General features: G+C 66.2%; 21 protein-coding genes, 1 tRNA gene and 1 pseudogene. 9 read left to right on the top strand and 14 right to left on the bottom strand.

Going from position 1 to position 22,305, the window contains the following annotated elements; genetic code table 11:
* Positions 1 to 21 precede the first annotated feature (21 nt).
* A pseudogene (locus D3H54_RS31745) lies at positions 22 to 567 on the bottom strand (AfsR/SARP family transcriptional regulator); the annotation flags it as partial.
* Between the two features lie 46 nt (positions 568 to 613).
* Between D3H54_RS31745 and D3H54_RS09690 the strand changes: the two are divergent.
* Together D3H54_RS09690 and D3H54_RS09685 are read left to right on the top strand one after the other, a co-directional pair.
* Positions 614 to 1,360 carry an enoyl-CoA hydratase gene (locus D3H54_RS09690; RefSeq protein ID WP_149378859.1) on the top strand — a complete coding sequence of 249 codons (747 nt, stop codon included), beginning with the start codon at positions 614 to 616 and terminating at the stop codon, positions 1,358 to 1,360.
* Positions 1,361 to 1,501: 141 nt separating this feature from the next.
* On the top strand, positions 1,502 to 2,335 hold the full coding sequence (locus D3H54_RS09685) for a DUF559 domain-containing protein (protein ID WP_149383441.1): 834 nt from the start codon (positions 1,502 to 1,504) through the stop codon (positions 2,333 to 2,335).
* An 82-nt stretch (positions 2,336 to 2,417) separates the two neighbouring features.
* Here D3H54_RS09685 and D3H54_RS09680 read toward each other — a convergent pair whose 3' ends face one another.
* The 8 genes from D3H54_RS09680 to D3H54_RS09645 are packed head-to-tail and all read right to left on the bottom strand — an operon-like array spanning position 2,418 to position 11,716.
* Positions 2,418 to 3,518 (bottom strand): dihydrolipoamide acetyltransferase family protein, encoded by a 1,101-nt coding sequence (locus D3H54_RS09680; protein WP_149378858.1) that lies wholly within the window; start codon positions 3,516 to 3,518, stop codon positions 2,418 to 2,420.
* Complete coding sequence (locus D3H54_RS09675) at positions 3,515 to 4,567, bottom strand: alpha-ketoacid dehydrogenase subunit beta (RefSeq protein WP_149378857.1); 1,053 nt, start codon at positions 4,565 to 4,567, stop codon at positions 3,515 to 3,517. The genes D3H54_RS09680 and D3H54_RS09675 overlap by 4 nt, the downstream gene beginning before the upstream one ends.
* Positions 4,564 to 5,625, bottom strand: a complete 1,062-nt coding sequence (gene pdhA, locus D3H54_RS09670; RefSeq protein WP_149378856.1) for a pyruvate dehydrogenase (acetyl-transferring) E1 component subunit alpha — start codon at positions 5,623 to 5,625, stop codon at positions 4,564 to 4,566. The genes D3H54_RS09675 and pdhA overlap by 4 nt, the downstream gene beginning before the upstream one ends.
* A gap of 59 nt (positions 5,626 to 5,684) precedes the next feature.
* A complete protein-coding gene (locus D3H54_RS09665) occupies positions 5,685 to 6,503 on the bottom strand; it encodes an HpcH/HpaI aldolase/citrate lyase family protein (RefSeq protein ID WP_149378855.1) in 819 nt (272 codons plus the stop codon).
* Positions 6,503 to 6,991, bottom strand: coding sequence for a MaoC family dehydratase (locus tag D3H54_RS09660; RefSeq protein WP_149378854.1), 489 nt, complete (start codon positions 6,989 to 6,991; stop codon positions 6,503 to 6,505). The genes D3H54_RS09665 and D3H54_RS09660 overlap by 1 nt, the downstream gene beginning before the upstream one ends.
* On the bottom strand, positions 6,991 to 8,151 hold the full coding sequence (locus D3H54_RS09655) for an acyl-CoA dehydrogenase family protein (protein WP_149378853.1): 1,161 nt from the start codon (positions 8,149 to 8,151) through the stop codon (positions 6,991 to 6,993). The genes D3H54_RS09660 and D3H54_RS09655 overlap by 1 nt, the downstream gene beginning before the upstream one ends.
* Positions 8,148 to 10,163: an ATP-binding protein gene (locus D3H54_RS09650; protein WP_149378852.1), complete on the bottom strand. Its 2,016-nt coding sequence runs from the start codon at positions 10,161 to 10,163 to the stop codon at positions 8,148 to 8,150. Before D3H54_RS09650 ends, D3H54_RS09655 begins: the two co-directional genes overlap by 4 nt.
* A 2-nt stretch (positions 10,164 to 10,165) precedes the next feature.
* Positions 10,166 to 11,716, bottom strand: a complete 1,551-nt coding sequence (locus tag D3H54_RS09645; protein WP_149378851.1) for a carboxyl transferase domain-containing protein — start codon at positions 11,714 to 11,716, stop codon at positions 10,166 to 10,168.
* Positions 11,717 to 11,814: 98 nt separating this feature from the next.
* On the opposite strand from D3H54_RS09645, the gene D3H54_RS09640 reads away from it, so the two are divergent.
* Positions 11,815 to 12,438 (top strand): SACE_7040 family transcriptional regulator, encoded by a 624-nt coding sequence (locus D3H54_RS09640; protein ID WP_210419722.1) that lies wholly within the window; start codon positions 11,815 to 11,817, stop codon positions 12,436 to 12,438.
* Here D3H54_RS09640 and D3H54_RS31155 read toward each other — a convergent pair.
* The 3 genes from D3H54_RS31155 to D3H54_RS09630 all read right to left on the bottom strand — a co-directional run bounded on the left by D3H54_RS31155 (position 12,435) and on the right by D3H54_RS09630 (position 14,786).
* Positions 12,435 to 12,590 carry a DUF6131 family protein gene (locus tag D3H54_RS31155; protein ID WP_168214823.1) on the bottom strand — a complete coding sequence of 52 codons (156 nt, stop codon included), beginning with the start codon at positions 12,588 to 12,590 and terminating at the stop codon, positions 12,435 to 12,437. The two genes, D3H54_RS09640 and D3H54_RS31155, sit on opposite strands and share 4 nt — an antisense overlap.
* Positions 12,591 to 12,630: 40 nt before the next feature.
* Complete coding sequence (locus D3H54_RS31740) at positions 12,631 to 12,840, bottom strand: hypothetical protein (protein WP_115320827.1); 210 nt, start codon at positions 12,838 to 12,840, stop codon at positions 12,631 to 12,633.
* 62 nt (positions 12,841 to 12,902) lie between these two features.
* Entirely contained in the window at positions 12,903 to 14,786 is a 1,884-nt protein-coding gene (locus D3H54_RS09630; RefSeq protein WP_149378849.1) for an alpha/beta hydrolase family protein, read from the bottom strand.
* Positions 14,787 to 14,921: 135 nt separating this feature from the next.
* On the opposite strand from D3H54_RS09630, the gene D3H54_RS09625 reads away from it, so the two are divergent.
* The gene (locus D3H54_RS09625; RefSeq protein WP_149378848.1) at positions 14,922 to 15,683 is read left to right on the top strand and encodes an MmpS family transport accessory protein; all 762 of its coding nucleotides are present in this window, start codon (positions 14,922 to 14,924) and stop codon (positions 15,681 to 15,683) included.
* Here the strand turns inward: D3H54_RS09625 and D3H54_RS09620 are convergent.
* Positions 15,680 to 16,999 carry an MFS transporter gene (locus D3H54_RS09620; protein WP_149378847.1) on the bottom strand — a complete coding sequence of 440 codons (1,320 nt, stop codon included), beginning with the start codon at positions 16,997 to 16,999 and terminating at the stop codon, positions 15,680 to 15,682. The genes D3H54_RS09625 and D3H54_RS09620 overlap by 4 nt on opposite strands.
* 36 nt (positions 17,000 to 17,035) lie before the next feature.
* Between D3H54_RS09620 and cmrA the strand changes: the two genes are divergently transcribed.
* Positions 17,036 to 17,842, top strand: coding sequence for a mycolate reductase (gene cmrA, locus D3H54_RS09615; RefSeq protein ID WP_149378846.1), 807 nt, complete (start codon positions 17,036 to 17,038; stop codon positions 17,840 to 17,842).
* A gap of 205 nt (positions 17,843 to 18,047) precedes the next feature.
* Here the strand turns inward: cmrA and D3H54_RS09610 are convergent, their stop codons facing one another.
* A complete protein-coding gene (locus D3H54_RS09610; RefSeq protein ID WP_149378845.1) occupies positions 18,048 to 19,619 on the bottom strand; it encodes a helicase HerA-like domain-containing protein in 1,572 nt (523 codons plus the stop codon).
* 74 nt (positions 19,620 to 19,693) lie between these two features.
* Between D3H54_RS09610 and orn the strand changes: the two genes are divergently transcribed.
* The 4 genes from orn to D3H54_RS09590 all read left to right on the top strand — a co-directional run bounded on the left by orn (position 19,694) and on the right by D3H54_RS09590 (position 22,151).
* Positions 19,694 to 20,329 carry an oligoribonuclease gene (orn, locus tag D3H54_RS09605; protein ID WP_168214822.1) on the top strand — a complete coding sequence of 212 codons (636 nt, stop codon included), beginning with the start codon at positions 19,694 to 19,696 and terminating at the stop codon, positions 20,327 to 20,329.
* 43 nt (positions 20,330 to 20,372) lie between these two features.
* Positions 20,373 to 20,445, top strand: a tRNA-His gene (locus D3H54_RS09600).
* 369 nt (positions 20,446 to 20,814) lie between these two features.
* Positions 20,815 to 21,048 (top strand): hypothetical protein, encoded by a 234-nt coding sequence (locus D3H54_RS31735; RefSeq protein ID WP_286199188.1) that lies wholly within the window; start codon positions 20,815 to 20,817, stop codon positions 21,046 to 21,048.
* Positions 21,048 to 22,151, top strand: coding sequence for a hypothetical protein (locus D3H54_RS09590; protein WP_210419664.1), 1,104 nt, complete (start codon positions 21,048 to 21,050; stop codon positions 22,149 to 22,151). The genes D3H54_RS31735 and D3H54_RS09590 overlap by 1 nt, the downstream gene beginning before the upstream one ends.
* The last annotated feature ends 154 nt before the right edge of the window (positions 22,152 to 22,305 follow it).

The following is a 22,305-nucleotide window of genomic DNA, read 5'->3' as shown; positions in this document are numbered from 1 at the left end:
ACCCACCACGGCACTGTGGTGGCCCAGCGCCAGCTGGGCTGACGCCCGCAATTCGATTGCAGCGAGCCGCAATTCCGCGAGGCGGGCGATTTCGGCGATGGCCCAGGCAGCGTCGGACACCTCGGCGTAGGGTTCACCGGCCCATTGCTCGAGGGCCGCGGTGAGGAGTTGGACCCGCCGCGCCGGGTCGGGTTCGGCCTCCGCCGCCCGCACCTGCTCGTCGAACCGCCACGCGTCGACGGAATCGGTGGTCAACGCCAGGCGATAACCCGGTGCGGCACTGACGATGATCTCGGCCGGGGCCCGCCGCACGCGGTCCGGTTCGAGAACCCGGCGCAGATGCGAGACATAAGCCTGAAGTGCAGACAGCGCTTTCGGCGGGGGTTCGCCGTGCCAGAGATCCTCGATGAGGCGGTCGACCGACACCACCTGGCCCTTGGCCAGCGCCAGGCGCGCCAGCAGGGAACGCTGGCGCGGTCCGCCCACGTCCACCGGCGTCGAATCGCGCCAGGCCCGGACCGGACCCAAGACGGCTACCCGAACCGATTGCTGATGCGGTGCCCCCATGATGATCCGACCCTAACTGCTAGCCTCCCCAAGATGGAGACTCACAATGTCTGACCTGGTCCTTTACGAGGTCATCGATCGCGTCGCGCTGATCACTGTCAATGATCCCGACCGGCGCAACGCCGTCACCGACGCGATGTCCCAGCAGTTGCGCGACGCCGTCGCGGCGGCCGAGGCCGAGGCTCATGCCGTGGTGATCACCGGCGCGGGCAAGGCATTCTGCGCGGGCGCAGACTTGTCGGCCCTCGGCGCGGCCGCCAAAGAAGGACTCGAGCGCATCTACGCCGGGTTCATGGCCGTCGGCCGGTGCACATTGCCGACCATCGCGGCCGTCAACGGCGCAGCCGTCGGTGCCGGGCTGAACCTCGCGCTGGCCGCCGACGTCCGCATCGCGGGTCCGCACGCACTGTTCGATCCGCGATTCCAGAAGCTCGGCATCCACCCCGGCGGCGGAGCGACCTGGATGCTGCAGCGCGCGGTCGGCCCGCAGGTCGCCCGCGCGGCGCTGCTGTTCGGCATGCGCTTCGACGCCGAGGCCGCCGTACGGCATGGTCTTGCGCTGACGGTCGCCGAGGATCCCGTTGCGGCTGCGCTCGCGCTGGCGGCCGGGCCCGCGGCCGCGCCGCGTGAGGTGGTGCTGTCGACGAAGGCGTCGATGCGCGCGACCGCCATCCCCGGCTTCCTCGACACCGACCACCATGAGGCGGCCAAGGACATCGAGCTGGGCCCCCAGGCCACCTCCATCGAATCGCCGGAGTTCAAGGCCAGGCTGGCCGCTGCACAGCAACGCTGACGTCGAGCGTGCGAGCTGTCGGTGGTGAACTGTCGATTTGTCGACAACAAGTCCCACGCTCGACAACGCTGGGGATGGACGTATTCGCCTGGTCGCTGATTCGTCGAGGGTGTTGGTGTGCAGGACCAACCGTTCCTCGGGATGTCGGCGATCCGAAGCGGACAGCTCACCGACTACCAACTGCGCACCCGCTATCGCGCGGTATTTCGCAATGTCTACCTCGCCAATGAGCTGCCGCTGACGGCGTTGCGGCGCGCGCGGGCGGCATGGTTGTTCGCCGGACCCGACGTAGTGCTGGCCGGACGATCGGCGGCCGCGATCCACGGCACGAAATGGTTGGACGACAACGCGCCCGCGGAGATCATTCGCGTCGACCGGCACACATCCCCGGGCCTCGTCGCGCACTCGTACGCAATCGCAGACGACGACGTGTGTCTGCGGCAGGGCATGCGAGTCACCACCGCTGCGCGCACCGCCTTCGACATCGGGCGCAGGCTTCCTCCGCGCGAGGCCGTACCCCTGCTCGATGCGCTGATGAATGCCACCCGACTCAAGCACGACGACATCCGCGCAATCGCCGAGGCGAACCCTGGCGTGCGGGGTGTTCGTCGGCTATGTGCGGCGCTGACGCTGGCCGACGGTTGCGCCGAATCACCGCGCGAATCAAGACTTCGCATGCTCTTGGTCGGCGCAGGCCTACCGCCACCCGAGACGCAGATCGAGTTCTTCGACGACTACGGCGACGTCGTCATCCGCATCGACATGGGCTGGCGGGAATGGCGGGTCGCCGTGGAATACGACGGCGTGCAGCACTGGACCGACGGCAGACAGCGCTCCTGGGACATCGACCGCATCGCGATTCTGGATTCACTGGGGTGGGTGGTGATTCGGGTCAGCGCCGACATGCTCGGACGACCCGACGTGATCATCGCGCGTGTCACCAACAAGCTGCGCGCCGCCGGCTGCCCACTCTGACGTCGAGCGTGCGAGCTGTCGGTGGTGAACAGTCGATATGTCGACGACTTCCCACACGCTCGGCGGCGACTGAGCCGCAGGCCTAGAGATCGAGTAGCGCGGTCTCCGGCGCCTCGATGAGTCCCCGCAGATCCGTGAGGAACGCCGCGGCCTGCGCCCCATCGGCGATGCGGTGGTCGAATGCGCAGGTGAGTGTCATCGTCGGGCGCGCCACGACGGCGCCGTCGACGACCACCGCCCGCGGCTTCAGTGAGCCCATCCCGAGGATCGCCGCCTCCGGAAAGTTGATCACCGGAACCCCGTCGTCGAGACCCAGCGCCCCGAAGTTCGACACGGTGAACGTCGAGCCACTCAGCTGGGTGGGTGCCAAGGTGCCTGCCCTGGCCCGCTCGACCACGTCGTCGACAGCGGCCGCCAACTGCCGGGTGGAACGTGCACGGGTGTCGACGACCGGAACCACCAGACCCCGCTCGGTGGCCACCGCGACACCCAGCCGAACATCGGGGTGTAACCGGATCTCCGGTCCCGCTTCGGCTTCCAGCCAGGTGGCGTTGAGCATGGGATGGCGGCCCAGGGCTATCACCAGCAACCGCAACGTCAGGACGAACGGCGTCACGTCGAGCTGATCCCGGAGCCGCAGCAGCGACGTGCCATCCACCTGAACGCTGGCGTGCGCATCGGGAATCCGGCTGCGGGACAACGACATGTGAGCGGCCATCCGGGCCTGCACACCGCGCACCGGAACGCTCTGTGACGCCGGGGCGGGACCGGCCGCGTCGAGCACGTCGTCGCGGGTGATCACGCCGTCGGTGCCTGATCCCGGCCGTAGCCCGTTCAGGTCCACCGCGAGGTCGGCGGCCAACTTGCGGGTCTTCGGGGCCGCACGCGCCCGCCGGCTGCGGTCCATGCCGTCATCGATGCCGTAGCCGACCAGGACCGGTGCGCGCGCTGAAGTCTCGATGCGCACCAAAAGGGTTCCCACGGCCAGCGTTTCGCCTTCGGCGCCACCGAGCTGGGCAACCCGTCCGGCATACGGGCTGGGAATCTCGACTTCGGCTTTGTTGGTCTCGACCGTGCACAGGGTCTGGTTGAGTTCGACCACATCCCCGACGTCGACGGCCCAACTGGTGATCGTCGCGTCCTCGAGGCCCTCACCCAGATCCGGCACCAGAAAGTCGCTCATGGCCGTCGCATCGCTTTCTCGATGCAGTCCAGTAGCCGGTCAACACCCGGCAGCCAGAGCTTCTCCAATCGCGCCGGCGGGTACGGAGTGTCAAATCCGGTGGCCCGCAGCACCGGTGACTCCAGATCGTAGAAGAGTTCCTCGGAGATCCGCGCGGCCAGCTCCGCTCCGAAGCCCAGTGTGCGGGGTCCCTCGTGCATGACGATTGCCCGGCCCGTCTTGCGAACCGACGCGGCCACCGTGTCGAAGTCGAGCGGGCTCAGCGAGCGCAGGTCGATCACCTCGACGCTGCAATCGGCGATCTCGGCGGCGTTCACCGCGGTGCCGACCAGCCCGCCATAGGTGAGCACCGTGACGTCGTCGCCGGGCCGCCGAATGACGGCCTTGCCTATCGGCGGCCCCGGCACAGCGAGGTCGACCGCCTCACGGCCCCAGTATCGCCGTTTGGGTTCCAGGTAGATCACCGGATCGCGGGCTGCGATTGCATGGCGAAGCAGCCAGTAGGCATCCGAGGGAGTCGCCGGCACAACCACTTTCAGTCCCGCCGTGTGCACCCAATAGGTTTCCGTGGATTCCGAGTGGTGCTCGACGGCGCCGATACCACCGAACGACGGGATCCGGATCGTGACCGGCATGTCGACCTGGCCGCGGGTACGCATCCGGTACTTGGCGAGATGGCTGACGATCTGGTCGAACGCCGGGTAGGAGAACCCGTCGAACTGGATCTCCGGGACAGGTACGAAGCCGCGGATCGCCAGGCCGACGGCGACACCGATGATCGCCGATTCGGCCAGCGGTGTGTCGAAACAACGCTGGGTGCCGAAGGTTTCAGCCAGCCCCTCGGTGATTCGGAACACCCCGCCGAGGTCGGCCACATCTTCGCCGAACACCAGTACCCGGTCATCGCCCGCCATTGCGTCGTGCAGGGCGCGGTTGATCGCCTGCGCCATGGTCAGGGTGCTGACGGTGGGCAGTTCGGTCAGCAGGGGGCCGTCAGGTTCCGGCGTGCCGTCGCCGCGCATCGGCGGTCGCTCGATGATCTGAGTCATCGCAGGCCTCCCGCCAGCTCGGTGCGCAGTTGTTCACGCTGCGCGGACAATTCGGGCGTGATCTCGGCGTAGACGTGATCGAACAGCTCGTCCACGTCCGGATCCGGGGCGCCCACCACCGCGTCGCGTAGTTCGGTCCGCAGCCGCGCCGACCGTGCGTGCACCCGATGCTCGATCCGCTCGGTGAGGATGTCGCGGTGTTGGAGATAGGTGCGATATCGGGCGATCGGGTCCCGGGCCGACCAGTAGGCGATCTCCTCGGCGCTCCGGTATCGGGTGGCGTCGTCGGAGGTGGTGTGGGGTTCCATCCGGTAGGTGATCGCCTCGATGAGCGTGGGTCCTCCCCCGCCCCGCGCCCGTTCAGCGGCTTCACTCATCACCGCGAAGCAGGCCAGGATGTCGTTGCCGTCCACCCGGATACCGGGCATTCCGTAACCGGCCGCACGCTGGGCGAGGGTGGGCACGGCGTATTGGCGGCTCGCCGGAACCGAGATGGCCCACTGGTTGTTCTGGATGTAGAAGATGCACGGTGCTTTCTCGACGGCAGCCAGATTCATCGCCTCGTGCGTGTCACCTTCACTGGTGGCACCGTCGCCCAGGAATGCCACCGTCACTGACTCCTCGCCCAGCCGTTGGGCAGCCATCGCTGCGCCGACGGCGTGCACGGTGTGAGTGGCAATGGGAATGGCGACGGGTGCGCAGCACTTGGTCGTGAAGTCCAGCCCGCCGTGCCAGGCGCCCCGCCACAGCGCGGCCACGTTCGCGGGCGGGATCCCGCGAACCAGGAAGACACCGAGTTCGCGAAACTGCGGAAACAACCAGTCGGTCTTGCGCAGTGCTGCCGCCGCGCCGATCTGTGCGGCCTCCTGGCCCCGGCACGACGCGTATAGCGCCAATTCGCCCTGGCGCTGCAGATTGACGAACTCGACGTCGAGATCGCGCGCGACAACAAGATTCTCGTAGAGCCACGCTAGGGTCTCCGGCGCCAGATCACGGCGATATCGGCTTTCGGCCGTCGCTGTTCCGTCGGGCCCGATGAGTTGAACCGGCTGATCCATAACCGCCTCCTCTACCGGTGCGGAGGCGGTCGGAGCAAACCTGTTGTAGCAGGCTCCAGCTAGCGGCCGGGGTCGGGCGCTAGCTGGACTATGCGCTCTGCTCGCCGAAGCACCGGGGCATCCACCATTATGCCCTCGAATTGGAAGACACCGCGTTCATCGCGGGCCGCCTCGAGCACGTGTCGCGCCCAAGCTACCTGCTCAGCGCCAGGAAGGTAGCCCTTCCTGATCACCGGAATCTGGCTAGGATGGATGGCCACTTTCGCGTCGAAACCGACAGCCACAGCGTCATCCACCTCGGCCCCGAGGCCGTCGAGATCCTTGATGTCGAGGTACACCGAATCGAGCGCGAGGCGCCCGTATGCCTTGGCCGCCAGCAAGCTCTGCGACCGCACATGCCGTGCGACTTCGCGGTATGAGCCGTCGGGATAGCGGTTGGCGGTGCCGCCGAGGACGGCGAACAGGTCCTCGGCGCCCCACATAACGGCGAACGCATTGTCGGGCCGGCTGGATTCGACGACATTGAGTGCACCCAGCGGGGTTTCGATCAGTACCACGACATCGAGCGGAGCCAGTGCGGCGACTTGTTCGGCGGACTCGGTCTTGGCCAGCATCACCGTGGTGTACGGCGTGCGGGCCAGCGCCTGGAGATCGAGCGGATGATCGGGCGTGGTCAAGGGATTGACCCGGACCACGGTGCGGCCGGGATCGAGCTGGGTGCTCACCAGCGCTTCACGCGCGGCCTCGCGATCCCTGGCCGCCACGCCGTCTTCGAGATCCAGGATCACGACATCGGCTGTGGCGGCAGCCTTTTCGAACCGCTCGGGACGGTCGGCGGGGCAGAACAGCCAGGCCGGCCCTGGATTGTCGAGTGCCATCAGGCGGGCCTCTTTCGGACCATGGTCTTGCGGCTGGCCGTGGCGACGACGTCACCGTGCTGGTTGCGTGCGGTGTGCGCGAACGTCACGATGCCCTCGCCGGGGCGGCTCTTGGATTCGCGTTTGTCGGTGACGACGGTCTCGGCATACATCGTGTCGCCGTGGAAAAGCGGCTTCGGGAAAGCGATGTCGGAGAAACCGAGGTTGCCGACGATGGTGCCCTGTGTCAGCTGCGTGACCGACAATCCGACCAACGTGGACAGCGTGAACATCGAGTTCACCAGCCGCTGGTTGAACGGCGGCAGAGCGTCTGAGAACGCCGCATCCAGATGGAGCGCCTGGGTGTTCATCGTCAGCGTGGTGAACAGGACGTTGTCGGCCTCGGTGATGGTGCGGCCGGGTGCGTGCACGTAACGCACCCCGAGTTCGAACTCCTCGTACCACAGGCCGCGCTGGACGACGACCTTCTCCTCGGGCGACTCGCTCACTACATTCCCATCTGCCGGGCGATGACCATCAGCTGCACTTCGGTTGTCCCTTCCCCGATCTCGAGGATCTTGCTGTCCCGGTAATGCCGGGCGACCGGGTATTCGTTCATGAAACCGTAGCCGCCGTGGATTTGGGTGGCGTCGCGGGCGTTGTCCATGGCCGCCTCGCTGGCGACCAGCTTGGCGATCGCCGCCTCCTTCTTGAACGGCTTACCGGCCAGCATCAGCGCCGCGGCGTCGTAGTAGGCGGCGCGGGCCGCGTGCGCGCGGGCCTCCATCCGGGCGATCTTGAACTCGATCGCCTGGTACTTCCCGATCGGCTGGCCAAAGGCGGACCGCTCGTTGGCGTATTTCACGCTCTCGTCGACACAGCCCTGCGCCGCACCAACCGACAGCGCGGCGATCGCGATCCGTCCCTCGTCGAGGATCCGCAGGAAGTTGGCGTACCCGCGGCCGCGTTCCCCGAGCAGGTTCTCCTCCGGCACGCGAACGTCGTCGAAGGTCAGCGGATGAGTGTCGGAGGCGTTCCAGCCGACCTTGTCGTAGGCCGGCTCGGCGGTGAAGCCGGGCGTCGGCACCGGCACCAGGATCGAGGAGATCTCGCGGTTGTCGCCGGAGCCACCGGTGACCGCGGTGACGGTCACCAGACGGGTGATGTCGGTGCCGGAGTTGGTGATGAACTGCTTGGTGCCGTTGATAACCCAGTGTCCGTCGTCCAGGCGCGCGGTCGTCTTGGTGGCGCCGGCGTCGGTACCACCGCCCGCCTCGGTCAGCCCGAACGCGCCAAGGGCCTGGCCGCTGGTCAGCTGCGGCAGCCACTCCTGCTTCTGCGCCTCGTTGCCGAACCGGTAGACCGGCATCGCGCCCAGCGAGACACCGGCCTCCAGCGTGATCGCGACGCTCTGGTCCACCTTGCCGAGCTCTTCCAAAGCCAGGCACAGGGCGAAATAGTCACCGCCCATGCCGCCGTACTCCTCGGGGAACGGCAGACCGAACAGGCCCATCTCGGCCATCCCCGCGACGACTTCGTACGGAAACGTGTGCTGTGCATCGTGTTCGGCCGCCACCGGGGCCACGACGGTCTGGGCAAAGTCGCGCACCGTCTTGGCGAGCTGTGCGTACTCGTCGGGAAGTGTTCCCGTGGAAAGGAAGTCAGTCATGATTGCGCTTTCTCTTCTCTCGCTGTGACCTTGGCCAGCAGCTGCCCCACTTTGACCTGATCGCCGACGGCGACATGGAGTTCGACAATCCCGTTGACCGGCGCGGTGAGCGAATGTTCCATCTTCATCGCCTCGACGGCGACCACCACCGTGCCTGCGGTGACGTCGTCTCCGTTGGAAACGCCCACCGCCACAACCGATCCGGGCATCGGACTGACGAGTTCAGCGTCGCCGCTGTGCTCATCGTCCGGGCGGACCGGCGCCTCGCGCACTTCCTCCAGCACCACTGAGCGGCCGCCGCCGGCCAGCCAGATCTGGTCGCAGTCGACAGCCACGGTGTACAGGCTGCGGATACCGTCGACGGTGACGGCCAGCTGGTCACCGTCCAATTCGGCAGACAGTGAACGGCTTTCGCCATCCTCGATGCGGACGACTGCACCGGCAGGAACTCCGGTGATGTGGACGTGGTCGGTGCGGTCGCCGGATCGGAGCCGAACGCCGGTGGGTGCGGGTGCCCCGATCCGCCAGCCCGACGGCACGTCCCACGGATCCGCAGGCACCGACGGCCAGCGCTTCAGCCAGCGGTAGGCCGCGGCGGCGATGAACGCGTCATCGCCGGCCGGTTCGGGCACGAACGGGGTCCGGTCGATCAGGCCGGTGTCGAGCCGGCCCGCGGCCACGTCATCGTCGGCCAGCAGGAAACGCAGGAACTCGATGTTCGTTCCCACACCGAGTACGGCGGTCTGCGACAGCGCCCGGTCGAGGGTGCGTAGCGCGGCCGCGCGGTCGGCGCCGTGGGCGATGACCTTCGACAGCATCGGGTCGTAGTCGCTGCCGATCGTCATCCCCTGCGCCAAACCGGAATCCACCCGGACACCGTCACCCCTGCCGATACCCGAGTCGCTGCGTTGCTGCCCGCCGGACGGCTCCAGCAATCCCAGCACCGGACCACCGGTCGGCAGGAAGCCCGCCCCCGGGTCTTCGGCGTACACGCGCGCTTCGATGGCGTGCCCGGTCAGCGTGATGTCGTCGGAGGTGAAGGGCAGCTTCTCCCCTGCCGCGACGCGGACCTGCCACTCGACGAGGTCGTACCCGGTGACCATCTCGGTGACCGGATGCTCCACCTGTAGCCGGGTGTTCATCTCCATGAAGAAAAACTCGTCGGGCTTGTCGGCGGACACGATGAACTCGACGGTGCCCGCGCCGACGTAGTCGACGCTGCGGGCGGTATCGCAGGCCGCAGCGCCGATCCGGGCGCGGGTCTGCGGGTCCAACAGCGGCGACGGCGCCTCCTCGATGACCTTCTGATGGCGGCGTTGCAGGCTGCACTCCCGCTCGCCGAAGTGCACGACGTTGCCGAAACCGTCGGCCAGCACCTGAACTTCGATGTGCCGGGGCCGCAACACAAACCGCTCCAGGAACAGCGTGTCGTCACCGAAGGCCGCCGCGGATTCCCGCCGCGCGGCGGCCAGCGCCGCCGGCAGGTCGGCCGGGTCGTCGACACGGCGCATGCCTTTGCCGCCGCCACCGGCGGACGGCTTGACCAGGATCGGGAAACCGATGTCCCCGGCGGCGTCGATGAGCTCGGCGTCAGCCAGGCCGGGCCGGGCGATACCCGGCACCACCGGGACTCCGAACTTCGACACCGTCGCCTTGGCGGCGATCTTGTCGCCCATGGTGCGGATCGCGGCCGACGGCGGTCCGATGAACGCAAGCCCCGCCTGTTCCAGCGCCGCAGCGAATTCGGAGTTCTCCGAGAGGAAGCCGTATCCGGGATGGATGGCCTGGGCGCCGGTACGCAGCGCCGCATCGACGACCGCCGGGATGTCGAGGTAGCTCTGCCGGGCCGGCGGCGGCCCGATGCGGACGGCGGTGTCGGCCTCGGTGACGTGACGGGCACCGGCGTCGGCGTCGCTGTAGATGGCCACCGACCGGATGCCCATCGCCTTGCAGGTGCGGATGACCCGCACGGCGATCTCGCCACGGTTGGCGACAAGCACAGTGGTAAACATCGTCACATCCTGAAGACGCCGTAGGAGACGGCTTCGACGGGAGCGTTGGCGGTCACCGAGAGTGCCAGTCCCAGAACAGTTCTGGTGTCGGCAGGATCGATGACGCCGTCGTCCCACAGCCGTGCGGTCGAGTAGTACGGGTTGCCCTGATGTTCGTACTGTTCGCGGATCGGCGCCTTGAAGGCCTCGGATTCCTCCGGCGTCATGTCACCGCGCACCGTGGCCAGCACCGAGGCGGCCTGTTCGCCACCCATCACCGAAATCCGGGCATTGGGCCACATCCAGAGGAACCGCGGCGAGTAGGCCCGCCCGCACATCGAGTAGTTGCCCGCTCCGTAGGAGCCGCCGATCACGACGGTCAGCTTCGGCACTCGGGCGCAGGCCACCGCCGTCACCATCTTCGCGCCGTGCTTGGCGATCCCGCTTGCCTCGTAGTCGCGCCCGACCATGAAGCCGGTGATGTTCTGCAGGAACAGCAGCGGAACCATCCGCTTGTCGCACAGTTCGATGAAATGTGCTCCCTTGAGCGCGGATTCACCGAACAGCACACCGTTGTTGGCGACGATGCCGACCGGATGGCCGTGGATGTGCGCGAATCCGGTGACCAGCGTGGTGCCGTATTCGGCTTTGAACTCACTGAATTCGCCGCCGTCGACGATGCGGGTGATCACCTCGTGCACGTCGTAGGGCACCCGCGCGTCGACGGGGACGACATCGTAGAGCTCGTGCTGGTCGGCGATCGGTTCGACGGGGGGACGCACATCCCATGGCCGCGGCTCACGCGGGCCGAGCGTGGCGACGATGCGACGCACGATGCGCAGGGCGTCCCGGTCGTCGTGGGCGAGGTGGTCGGTCACGCCGGAAGTCTTGGAGTGCAGGTCGCCGCCGCCGAGCTCTTCGGCGGTGACCACCTCACCGGTGGCGGCCTTCACCAGCGGCGGGCCGCCGAGGAAGATCGTGCCCTGATTGCGGACGATCACCGCCTCGTCACTCATTGCGGGAACGTAGGCGCCGCCTGCGGTGCAGCTGCCGAGCACCGCGGCGATCTGCGGGATGCCGGCCGCACTCATGGTGGCCTGGTTGAAGAAGATCCGGCCGAAGTGGTCGCGGTCGGGGAACACTTCGTCCTGGCGGGGTAGGAACGCACCGCCGGAGTCCACGAGGTAGATGCATGGCAGGCGGTTCTGCAGCGCGACCTCCTGCGCGCGCAGGTGCTTCTTGACCGTCACCGGGTAGTAGGTGCCACCTTTGACCGTCGCGTCGTTGGCGACGACCATGCACTCCCGCCCTGAGACCCGGCCGATCCCGGTGATGATCCCGGCCGCGGGGCATTCGTCGTCGTACATGCCGTCGGCAGCCAGCGGTGCAACCTCGAGCAGTGCGCTGCCGGGATCCAGCAGCCCGTCGACCCGGTCGCGCGGCAACAGCTTGCGACGGGCGACGTGCCGTTCGCGGGCGCGTTCGGGGCCGCCGAGCGCGGCGGTGGCCAGCTTGTCGCGCAACTGCTCGACCAGCTGCAGATGCGCTTCACGGTTGACAGCCGGTGATGCCATCGTCGATGTCCCGTCGCGGATTGAGTTAATGACGACTAACTGATGTAACGTTAGTGAAGATTAACCGAAACGTCCAGAGCCGTTCCAGGAGGGTCCCCATCGACACGTCGACCCGTCGAAGCAGGCAGAAATCGGATCGCCGGTCTGCCCTCCTGATGGCCGCTGAGCGATTGATGGCGGAGAAGGGCTTCCAGACCGTTCGGATCGAGGACATCGGCGCCGCCGCCGGAGTCAGCGGCCCGGCCGTGTACCGGCACTTCCCCAACAAGGAAGCCCTCCTGGTCGAACTCCTGGTCGGAATCAGCACGCGACTTCTGGCCGGCGCACGGGCAGTCGTCGACGAGGCAGCCGAGCCGGAAGCGGCGCTCGCCGGTCTGATCGAATTCCACCTCGACTTCGCACTCGGCGAGTCAGACCTGATCCGCATTCAGGATCGCGACCTCGCCCACCTGCCTGCCTCCGCCCAGCGGCAGGTACGCCGGGCGCAGCGCAGCTATGTCGAGGTCTGGGTCGAGGTGTTGCGCCGGGTGCATCCCGACACCCCGGAGGCAGACGCACGGTTGATGGCGCACGCGGTGTTCGGTCTGCTCAACTCGACCCCACACAGCATGAAGCCCCTGGCGGCACGAGGAGCCGACCAGGGGCGATCACGCGATGTACTCCGGGCGATGACGGTGGCGGCGTTATCGTCTGCCGACCGTCACGCTCGAAGCACCGGCTAATACCAAGAACGTCTGCCGCCGACCGGGCGGCCGACTGCGCCGAGCAGCCACAGCACCGCGCCGATGACTAGCAGGATTACCCCGATGGTCCACAGGATCTGGATCTTCAGGACGAATCCCAAGATGAGCAGGATTGCTCCAAGAATGATCATTGCTTCCTCCAGATGCTCGCTTGCTGAACTGTTTTCGCCACTATTGACTGGGTTGCGGCAGGTTGCAGCTGGCAACCTTGGGATTGACTCCCGCGTAATTGAGCGGTCCCGCAACCACCGTCAGAGCGATTGACCCTGCAGTAGCGCAATTGGCTTGACTGTTGGAGAAGTAACCGCGCTGCCAGGTAGCGAAAACTCCGATCAGCAGCCACACGATAACGATCACGCCTATGATTCCGCGGCCTCGCATGGTTGGCCTCCTTGATGGTTCGCTGTACTTGGCGGACAAGGTTTTACCCGCCCGAAAGTTTCCTAAACCTTTCGAATTTCGCTGCGCTCGAACGCCATGGCCAGCCAGTCAGCGACAGCTCGGGCCAGCGCGGCGTGGTTCTCGCGTTTGACGATCTCGTGGCCGTCGTCGCCGAAGAGCAGATAGCGCACGGTGCGCCCCCGCGCACGTAAGGCTTCGACCATTTGCTCGGATTCGCTGACCGGAACGTTGGTGTCGGTGCCGCCGTGCACCAACAGCAACGGCGCGGTCAACGCATCCACCCTCTGCAGCGGAGAGAGCTCGTCGAGGAGGTCCCGATCGGCGATGGGGTGCCCGTACTCGGCGTAGGACGCCGCCGCGATCCACGGTTCGGTGGTGCGGTAGAACGTGCCCAGATCGCTCATCCCGCAAATGCTGACGCCGGCGACGAACAGATCAGGATGGAACGCCAAGGCGGCCATCGTGAGGTAGCCACCGTAAGACCAACCCGCGCAAGCGATTCGCGTGGGATCGGCCAGACCACGCTCGGCAAGGTAGTGCGCGCAGTCGGCCACGTCGTCGATCGCGGCGAATCGCTTGTCCTTGTCGTCGGCGTGCACGAATTCCCGGCCCTGCCCACCCGAACCCCGGACATTGGGCGTGAACACCGCGATACCCTCGTCGAGCAATCCTGGAAAGATTTCGCTGTGCGATGGGCGGGCCTGACCTTCCGGTCCGCCGTGCAGATAGATCATCATGCCGGTCTGCTCGACACCAGGCGGCGGGCAGTACAACCAGCCCGTCAGCGAACGACTGTCCCGTGCGGTCACGAAATGCAGCCTGGGCCGGTCCGAAACCGGGCCCACGCTGGGCTTGCGATCGATGCGCTCCCACTCCCGCGACCGGGGATCGACCAGTTCGACGGTGCGCGGCAGATCGGCGCCCTGGATCGTCATCGCGACCATCGATCCGCCGGCACTGATAGACAGCTCGCTGGCCACCAGATTCGGCAGCGGTATCGGCTCGGACACCGTGTTGTCGATGTACTCGAGGATCTGTAATTCGCTGCAGCCGTTGATGTTCCACAACAGCGCAACAGTCGACAGATCGTCGCTGACCACAAACTCGTCGAGGTCGTGGCCCCGACGCTCGGCGACCACGTGATACGCGACGCCGTCGGGGGTGACCGTGACTTCCAGCAGCCGACTGTTGTCCGAGCCGTTGTCGCTGCGGATCAGCGCGCGCACATAGCCGTCCACGAAATCCGGCCCATAGGTGTAGGCGGGGTGATACAGCGTGGTCTGCTCACCATCAGGACCGGAGCGCAATCGCCGCGGATGGTGATCGTCCAAGATCACGCCCATGTCCGTTGACGATCCGGGATCTGAAGGCAGCAAAGCGATTTCGGTCGGACCGGTCAGCATGATCAGCTCGCGATAGCCCCGCGGGCCGACCCGGACCAGTGCCGACCCGGCCCAGGCGTCCACCAGGCGGCCACCGGAGCGCCGGTCCAGTACCGTCACGCTGCCGTCGGCGGGGTCGATCAGGCTGGACTGGCCGATGCCGTCCTCACCGGTGAGGATCGCGCACACCCGGGTGCCGTCCCAGGCGATCAGCTCGGCCGTGCCGGCCATCCCGTCGAAACCCATGCCGTCGATACGGCGAGCCATCCGGTCGTCGGGGTCGGTGGTGACCACCCAGATCTGGCTCCGGGTGCTGCCCTCGGGGGCGACCTGACAGGCCAGCCAGTGCCCGTCGGCCGAATGGATGACCCTGGTCACCGGCCCCTCAACCGGCAATTCCACGTCGCGGGACGAACTTGCCCGCCAGCCCCGCAGGAAACGTTGAACGGCGCGCGGATATCCGCCGTCGTCGACGATATGGGCGAATGCCGTCGCGTCCGGCGACAGTGATGCGCCATACGTCGCGCGCACGTCGGGTTCCACGCCACCTCACTTTCTTTGGTTCCTCTTACTCCGTAACACGTTCCACGTCGCCCACCGGTGGTAAACACTGTGCTGAGCAACAGGCATCCAACCCCGCGCTGCCACTCGCAGGTAGCCTGCAAGCATGAGGTGGGAATGAACGATCCGCGTCGACCAGAGTGGTCTGACCCGACGCAGTCGGCGGGCAATGGTTATCCGCCGAGCACCGATCCCGCCTACTCCGGTCAGTATTACGGACCTGGCTACGGTAGCCCCGGGTACGTCCAGGGCGGTGTGCCGCCGACGATGCAGCCCACCGAACAGCTGCCGTCCTACTGGCAACAAGGCGGCGGTTATCCGCCCGGCGAGCCACCCACGCCGCCACCAGGCCCGCCCAAGTCACCGAAGTGGTTGTGGATCGCCGCGGGGGTCGCGGTGCTGCTCGTGGTGGGTCTGGTGATCGCCCTGGTGATCGTGACCAGCTCGGCCAGGGAGTCCACCGTGGTGGCGCCGCTACCACCGCTGTCGGAGACGACGACCGCGCCGCGGGCCACCACCCTGGTGCCGTCGACGACGCGGCCCACGCTGCCGACGACCAGCGGCGCACCGGGCACCGCGGCGCCGCTACCCACCGACACGACCAGCCCGACGGGCACCGACACCGTCGTCTACACGGTTTCCGGTGACGGCCGCGCGATCAACATCACCTACGTCGACACCGGCGGCATCATGCAGACCGAGTTCAACGTGATGCTGCCGTGGAGCAAGGAAGTCAGCCTGTCGTCGCCGGCGCGGACCTCGGCGAGCGTCGCGGTGGTCAATGTCGGGCGCGATGTGACCTGCAGCGTGTCGGTGAACGGCTCTCAAGTCCGCGAACGCACCGGCCGCGGCCTCACGATCTGCACCGGGGCGGGCTAACCCGCCCGGTGGTTGTTGGGCACCTTCACCAGCAGCATGCCCAGCAGGCCGACCGCCAGCACCACGCACAGCCCGCCGAGCCCGGCGCGGTCGGCGTGGAAGGCATCGACGAAGACGAAGAACAGCCACGGCGCCAGGAACGACGCCGCCCGTCCAGTGGTGGTGTAGAGCCCGAACGCCACGGCTTCCTTGCCGTCGCTGACCATCCGCAGCAGCACTGTGCGCGCGGACGTGGTGACCGGTCCGACGCACAGCGCCAACAGCAGGCCGCAGATCCAGAACACGACGGGCCCGGACAGTGACAACAGCGTGAGGCCGACGACGATCATCAACGTCAGCGAGGCGACGATCACCGGTTTGCCACCGATCCGGTCGTCGACCGGCCCGGCGATCACCGCGCCGAGGGCGGCCATGGTGCTGGCGATCACCCCGAAGATCAGCACGTTGGACGGCGAGATGCCGTACACGCTGACACCGAGGACCGCGCCGAAGGCGAAGACGCCGGCGATGCCGTCACGGAAGACCGCGCTGACGACCAGGTAGTAGACCAGGTTGCGATCGCGGCGCCACTCCGAGCGCAGATCGTTCCACAGCCCGCGGTAGCCACCGGCCTGACCAGGCGGCACCGGCTCGAGGTCCACGGCCGGGGCGAGGGTGTGAGCGGTGATCAGCAGCGGCAGCGCGAGGACGACGAACCAGGCGGCGGCCATCAGCATCGCGGCGCGCACGTTCTGGCCGTCGGCGACCGGGACTCCGAGCAAGCCTCGGTCCGGGCCGCTACCTGCGATGAACGCCACGTAGATGATGATCAGCAGCAGAACGCTGCCGAAGTATCCGGCGGCCGCTCCTATTCCGGAGATGCGCCCGGACGTCTGCGGGGTGGTGAGCTGCCGCAGCATCGCGTTGTAGGGCACGCTCGCCAGATCGCCGCACGCCGCGGTGAACGCCAGCAGCACCAGACCCATCGCGAAGTAAGCCGGCTCCGCGCGGATGAGGCTCATCGCCGTGGTCGACAGCACCGCCAACCCGGTCAGCAGCATCAGGGCGGCGCGACGCCGCTGCGGCGCCTGAACCAGGACACCGGTGAGCGGCGCGAGAACCGCGACGGTGAGGCCGGCAAGTGCCAGCGCCCGGCCCAGCCAGCTCGCCGGCGAGGTGTCGCCCGGTAGACCCTGGCCGACCGTGCTGGTCAGGTACACGGCGAAAACGAACGTCGCGACGATGGCGTTCATGCCTGTGGAACCGCAGTCCCATAGGGCCCACGCCACAACTCTTGACCGCCCGGCGGTCTGGGCAACCGACAGGGGCCTGGGCATGCGGGCCAGCGTATCCAAGCCCCCTACGATTGCCGCATGCCAGTACCCGCACCCTCCCCGGACAGCAGAGCCGTCGTCACCGGTGCCTCCCAAGGCATCGGTGAGGCGCTGGCCACCGAACTCGCCGCCCGCGGCCACCACCTGATCATCACCGCGCGCCGCGGTGAGGTGCTGGCCGAGCTGGCGGCGCGACTCACCGAGCGCTACCGCGTCAATGTCGAGGTGCGCGCGGTGGATCTCGCGGATCCCGACGCGCGGACCGCGTTCGCCGACGAGTTGGCCGGCCGCGAGATCTCGATCCTGTGCGCCAATGCGGGCACCGCTACTTTCGGGCCCGTTGCGAAGCTGGATCCGGCGGCCGAGCGGGCACAGGTCCAGCTCAATGTGCTCGGTGTGCATGATCTGGTGCTGGCGGTGCTGCCGCGGATGGTCGCCCGCAAGGCCGGCGGCATCCTGATCTCGGGCTCGGCGGCCGGTAATTCGCCGATCCCGAACAACGCCACCTACGCCGCGACCAAGGCGTTCGCGAACACGTTCAGTGAGTCGCTGCGCGGCGAGCTCAAGGGCGTCGGCGTGCACGTGACGGTGCTGGCCCCGGGGCCGGTGCGCACCGAGCTGCCCGACGAGTCCGAGCAGTCACTGGTGGAGCGATTGATCCCCGACTTCCTGTGGATCAACACCGAATACACGGCCCGGATCTCGTTGGATGGCTTGGAGCACAACAAGATGCGGGTCGTGCCCGGGCTGACGTCCAAGGCGATGTCAGTGGCGTCGGGCTACGCCCCGCGCTCGATCGTCACGCCGATCGTCGGCGCGGTCTACAAGAAGCTGGGCGGCGACTAGCCTTCTCGCGCTCTCTCGCCCAAACCGACGTTTGGCAGCAGAAGTGCGAGTAGATACCCGCATTTCGTCGATCTCGGCTTCTCACCGTGGCGGCGACGGCCATCCCCCACGGCAACTCGTCATCGAGATCGACGTGAGCGTGGACAAGATCGAGTGACCCTCACGCTGGCGTCGATCTCGATGAAGCCGTGCCCGATGTCGGCGCCTACCGCCTCCGGCGGCCCGTCCCGAAAATGCTGCGGGTGATCTCGCGGCCGATCACCGTGCCCGCCGAGCGCATCGCGCTCTTGAACGCCGGGCTGTTCATCACCTGATCGAGCACGCCGGGCTCGGCCTTCTGCGGCTTGGGCATCGGCGGCAGGTCGATTCCGGTGGGCAGCAGCGGCGGCAGGTCGACGGGCTCCTGAGGCGGCGGCGCGAGTTTCGTCGCCAGCATCTCGTAGGCGGATTGGCGGTCGACGGTCTGGCCGTACTTGGCGAACAGCGAACTCGATTGCGCCGCAGCCTTGATCGCATCGGGGCCGATGGTGTCCATCAGCGACTGCGGCGGGCGTAGCCGGGTCCACGCCACCGGAGTCGGAGCGCCACGCTCGGAAAGCACTGTGACGATGGCCTCGCCGATGCCCAATGACGTCAAATCCGTTTCCAGATCGTAGAACTGGGTCTTGGGATAGGTGCGCACCGTCTTCGACAGCGCCTTCTGGTCATCCGGTGTGAACGCCCGCAGCGCGTGCTGGATGCGGGCACCCAGTTGCGACAGCACGTTATTGGGCACATCGGTGGGCAGCTGAGTGCAGAAGAACACGCCGACGCCCTTGGAGCGGATCAGTTTGACCGTCTGCTCGACCTGCTGCAGGAACGCTTTGGACGCATCGGTGAACAACAGGTGTGCCTCGTCGAAGAAGAACACCAGCTTGGGCTTGTCGACGTCGCCGACCTCGGGCAGGTAGGTGAACAGGTCGGCGAGCACCCACATCAGGAACGTGGAGAACATCACCGGCCGGGCCGCCTGGTCGCCGAGCTCGAGCAGGGTGATCACGCCGCGGCCCTGCGAGTCGACGCGAAGAAGATCGGCCGGGTCGATTTCGGGTTCCCCGAAGAAGGTGTCGCCGCCCTCGGCTTCGAGGTTGACCAGTGCACGCAGAATGACGCCCGCAGTCTGGGCGGACACCCCACCGATGGTCTTCAGCGTCTCCTTGCCCTGGTCGCTGGTCAGATAGGTGATCACCGACCGCAGATCCTTCAGATCCAGCAGCGGCAGCCCCTGCTGGTCGGCCCAGTGGAAGATCAGCCCGAGCGTGGATTCCTGAGTGGCATTGAGCCCCAACACTTTCGATAGCAGGATGGGTCCGAATGCCGAGATCGTGGCGCGGACCGGGACGCCGATTCCGCCGGTGCCCAGCGAAAGGAACTCGACGGGGAACGGCGCGCCCACCCAGCCGTCGTCGCCAGTGTCCTTGGCGCGCTGCAGGGTCCGGTCACTGGACTCCCCCGGGCGCGACAACCCGGACAGGTCACCTTTGACGTCGGCCATCATCACCGGCACCCCGGCCGCAGACAGCTGCTCGGCGATCACCTGCAGGGTCTTGGTCTTGCCGGTGCCGGTGGCTCCGGCCACCAGACCGTGGCGGTTCATCATGGCCAGCGGGATGCGAACCTGCGCCGCCGGATCGACTGCACCATCGATGACGACCGAACCGAGATCGAGTGTCGCCCCGGCAGTCGCGTACCCCGCGGCGATCTGCTGGGCAGGGGTCATCGTCGATTCGCTGCTCATCGGCCGCCTCCGTGGTCGCTCGGGTGATGGCCGCTACGACACTACTTCCCACCGGGGGCTTAGGGTGGAGCGCTGTGCGTGAAGAATTGGTGTGGATCGACTGCGAGATGACCGGCCTCGATCTGCGGACCGACAAGCTCATCGAGATCGCCGCCCTGGTGACCGACGCCGAGCTCAACGTCATCGGCGAAGGCATCGACGTGGTCATCCACACCGATGACGAGTCCCTGGACGGAATGGTCGAGGTAGTCGCCCAGATGCACAAGCGGTCCGGACTCACCGAGGAGGTCCGCGCGTCGGTCATCGACGTGCCGGCCGCCGAGGAACTCGTCATGGAGTACATCCGCTCCCACGTGAAGCAGGCCAAGACTGCGCCACTGGCCGGCAATTCGATCGCCACCGACCGCGGGTTCATCGCGCGCGACATGCCGACGCTGGACAACTACCTGCACTACCGGATGATCGACGTCAGCTCGATCAAGGAGCTGTGCCGGCGTTGGTATCCGCGGATCTACTACGGACAGCCGGAAAAGGGCCTCGCCCACCGCGCACTGGCCGACATCCAGGAGTCGATCCGCGAGCTGAAGTACTACCGACGCACCGCGTTCGTCCCCCAACCAGGGCCTTCTACCAGCGAAATTGCCGCGGCCGCGGCAGAGGTCGACGCCCCGGGCGAAACGGATTCGGCTGGAGAGGCTGACAACCGCTAGTATCGACGACGCTGCTGCCGCCTTCGGACGGTCCGCAGCGATGGTGGCTGTAGTTCAGTTGGTAGAGCACCAGGTTGTGATCCTGGCTGTCGCGGGTTCGAGTCCCGTCAGCCACCCTGCAGGTCAGGCCCCGTTTTCGGGGCCTGACTTTTTTCTCGGCGAAACAGCTTGCACCCTTATTGCAACGCTTGAGGTAAGGCGAGTCGCCTCGGCGTCGTCCCCATCGCGTGCCACGGTTGTGGGTAACCGGCGTAAGCATCAACGAGGCAGACCCTATGGACGACCACCCGCTACCCGACCCGACCCGTCCCGTCGTGTGCGACTGTTGCGAACTGGAGAACCCCCAACGAACGTCCTCAGCCGTGCGTGACCCTAACGGCCTGATTCGCGGGTGGATATGCCGTCCGTGCAACGAACACCGCGCTGACAAGCTCAGAAAGGCCCAAGAACACGAGGAAGAGCTTCGCGTCCGATGGGGTGAGACCGTGGACGAGCTGAACGAAGCTCTTGACCGGGCCGACGAATACCGAGAGAAAATGCTTGCCGCGTTCCGCTCGCGCGACAGCATCCTGAAACAGTTCGAGAAACTAAGCCGCTACCACCACGCAACGGACCATGGGTGTATCTGCGGGAAATCGGAGTGCAAAACCTTGCCGCTGGTCGATGCAGATTGGATCAACGAATACATCGCCAGGATGCACGAGCGGGAGGCGCTCTGATGACAGACGGCAGTCCGAGTGAAGAGCTTGACGACGAGTGCACGCTTCCGCCTGATCCGCCCCTCCCGGCAGATCAGCTAGGTCGATATAGCCCTGAACGCGACTACTACTCGGAGACACAGATTGCCGAGTACGTCGAAGCGGAAGCTCACCACGACGACGAGACAGTGCAACACGCCGAGCGCATAAAGGTTGAATACGTGCTGGGCACGCCATATGAGGCGTGGGACGTCACGACCGACAAGGACCGCTATTGGGTCTTCACGAACCTGACAAATCTCTACTCACAAAAACACTTCCCAAGCTTGGACTACACGCTGTCCTTTCACATCGGGCTTATGGCACGGATCAGGAGCAAAGATGAAGCGGTGGCGACAGGAACCACGCCATTCGACGAGGTATTTCGTCGGCTTAGCCAAGCGGAAGAAGCCCTAGACCGAGCGGTTGAGGTAGTCGACTTCCAAGGTGTCGGAATGCAATTGCGGGAAGCAATGATCTCCCTCATTGCGGCGGCACGCCGTCGAACTGATCTACCGGCAGACGTAGAGCGCCCGCAGGACTCCAACGTCAAAATGTGGGGCGAGATCCTGTGGGGTCACTTCTATCCAGGCAGCAGCAACAAGGACGTACGGGTGTACCTCAAGGCAACGACTGACAAAGCCTGGGACCTAGTGAACTGGCTGACACACCATAGGAATGCCAGCAAGACCGTTGCTCTCATTGCAACGCAGGCTGTCGAAACGATCCTCCTCGATATGGCGAGGACCCTTTCACGAGAACGGCGCGACCGTATCGACCAATGTCCCCTCTGCGAGTCACGCGCGGTGCGAACCTTTTTCGACCGCGACATCGGGCCAGACGGGGGGCACTTCGAGAATTGCAGCGAGTGCGGCTGGAGCAGCCATCCCGGTCATGATGTAACGGATTTCAACGACCTTGACCCTATAGCCTTGTGCGAGGCTCAACTTGAGGCTGCGCGAAGTGTGCATGAGTCCTGGGTTCGCAGCGGGAACGAATTGATGATTGAGTTCACCGCCAATTCTGTTGCAGCTCTGGAAGAGCAGATCAAGAAGTTACGCGCTGCGGCCCAGCCAGATCCTTGATTGCTTGCCAGAGAGGTGAGGCAGCCAGGCGTTGCGCATCGGACAGGAATTGGGTTTCTTGCTGTGTCATGCGCGGAACGCTAGCCGTCAATTTCCCAATCCGGAAGGCCCATCTGCTCATTCACGAAAGGCAGTATTGAAACGACGAAACCCC

It is taken from the genome of Mycobacterium sp. ELW1, from assembly GCF_008329905.1.
GTDB lineage: Bacteria > Actinomycetota > Actinomycetes > Mycobacteriales > Mycobacteriaceae > Mycobacterium.
This window is presented reverse-complemented; position numbering and strand designations above follow the sequence as displayed.

Excerpts from the sequence above, each read along its gene's own strand:
- cmrA (WP_149378846.1), top strand. The coding sequence starts at position 17,036 with ATGCCAGTACCCGCACCCTCCCCGGACAGCAGAGCCGTCGTCACCGGT.
- D3H54_RS09685 (WP_149383441.1), top strand. The coding sequence starts at position 1,502 with ATGTCGGCGATCCGAAGCGGACAGCTCACCGACTACCAACTGCGCACC.
- D3H54_RS09650 (WP_149378852.1), bottom strand. The coding sequence starts at position 10,163 with ATGTTTACCACTGTGCTTGTCGCCAACCGTGGCGAGATCGCCGTGCGG.
- D3H54_RS09690 (WP_149378859.1), top strand. The coding sequence starts at position 614 with ATGTCTGACCTGGTCCTTTACGAGGTCATCGATCGCGTCGCGCTGATC.
- D3H54_RS09625 (WP_149378848.1), top strand. The coding sequence starts at position 14,922 with ATGAACGATCCGCGTCGACCAGAGTGGTCTGACCCGACGCAGTCGGCG.
- D3H54_RS09680 (WP_149378858.1), bottom strand. The coding sequence starts at position 3,518 with ATGAGCGACTTTCTGGTGCCGGATCTGGGTGAGGGCCTCGAGGACGCG.
- D3H54_RS09610 (WP_149378845.1), bottom strand. The coding sequence starts at position 19,619 with ATGAGCAGCGAATCGACGATGACCCCTGCCCAGCAGATCGCCGCGGGG.
- D3H54_RS09665 (WP_149378855.1), bottom strand. The coding sequence starts at position 6,503 with ATGGCACTCGACAATCCAGGGCCGGCCTGGCTGTTCTGCCCCGCCGAC.
- D3H54_RS31155 (WP_168214823.1), bottom strand. The coding sequence starts at position 12,590 with ATGATCATTCTTGGAGCAATCCTGCTCATCTTGGGATTCGTCCTGAAG.
- D3H54_RS09645 (WP_149378851.1), bottom strand. The coding sequence starts at position 11,716 with ATGGCATCACCGGCTGTCAACCGTGAAGCGCATCTGCAGCTGGTCGAG.
- D3H54_RS09590 (WP_210419664.1), top strand. The coding sequence starts at position 21,048 with ATGACAGACGGCAGTCCGAGTGAAGAGCTTGACGACGAGTGCACGCTT.
- pdhA (WP_149378856.1), bottom strand. The coding sequence starts at position 5,625 with ATGGATCAGCCGGTTCAACTCATCGGGCCCGACGGAACAGCGACGGCC.
- D3H54_RS09620 (WP_149378847.1), bottom strand. The coding sequence starts at position 16,999 with ATGCCCAGGCCCCTGTCGGTTGCCCAGACCGCCGGGCGGTCAAGAGTT.
- D3H54_RS31740 (WP_115320827.1), bottom strand. The coding sequence starts at position 12,840 with ATGCGAGGCCGCGGAATCATAGGCGTGATCGTTATCGTGTGGCTGCTG.
- D3H54_RS09655 (WP_149378853.1), bottom strand. The coding sequence starts at position 8,151 with ATGACTGACTTCCTTTCCACGGGAACACTTCCCGACGAGTACGCACAG.
- D3H54_RS09675 (WP_149378857.1), bottom strand. The coding sequence starts at position 4,567 with ATGACTCAGATCATCGAGCGACCGCCGATGCGCGGCGACGGCACGCCG.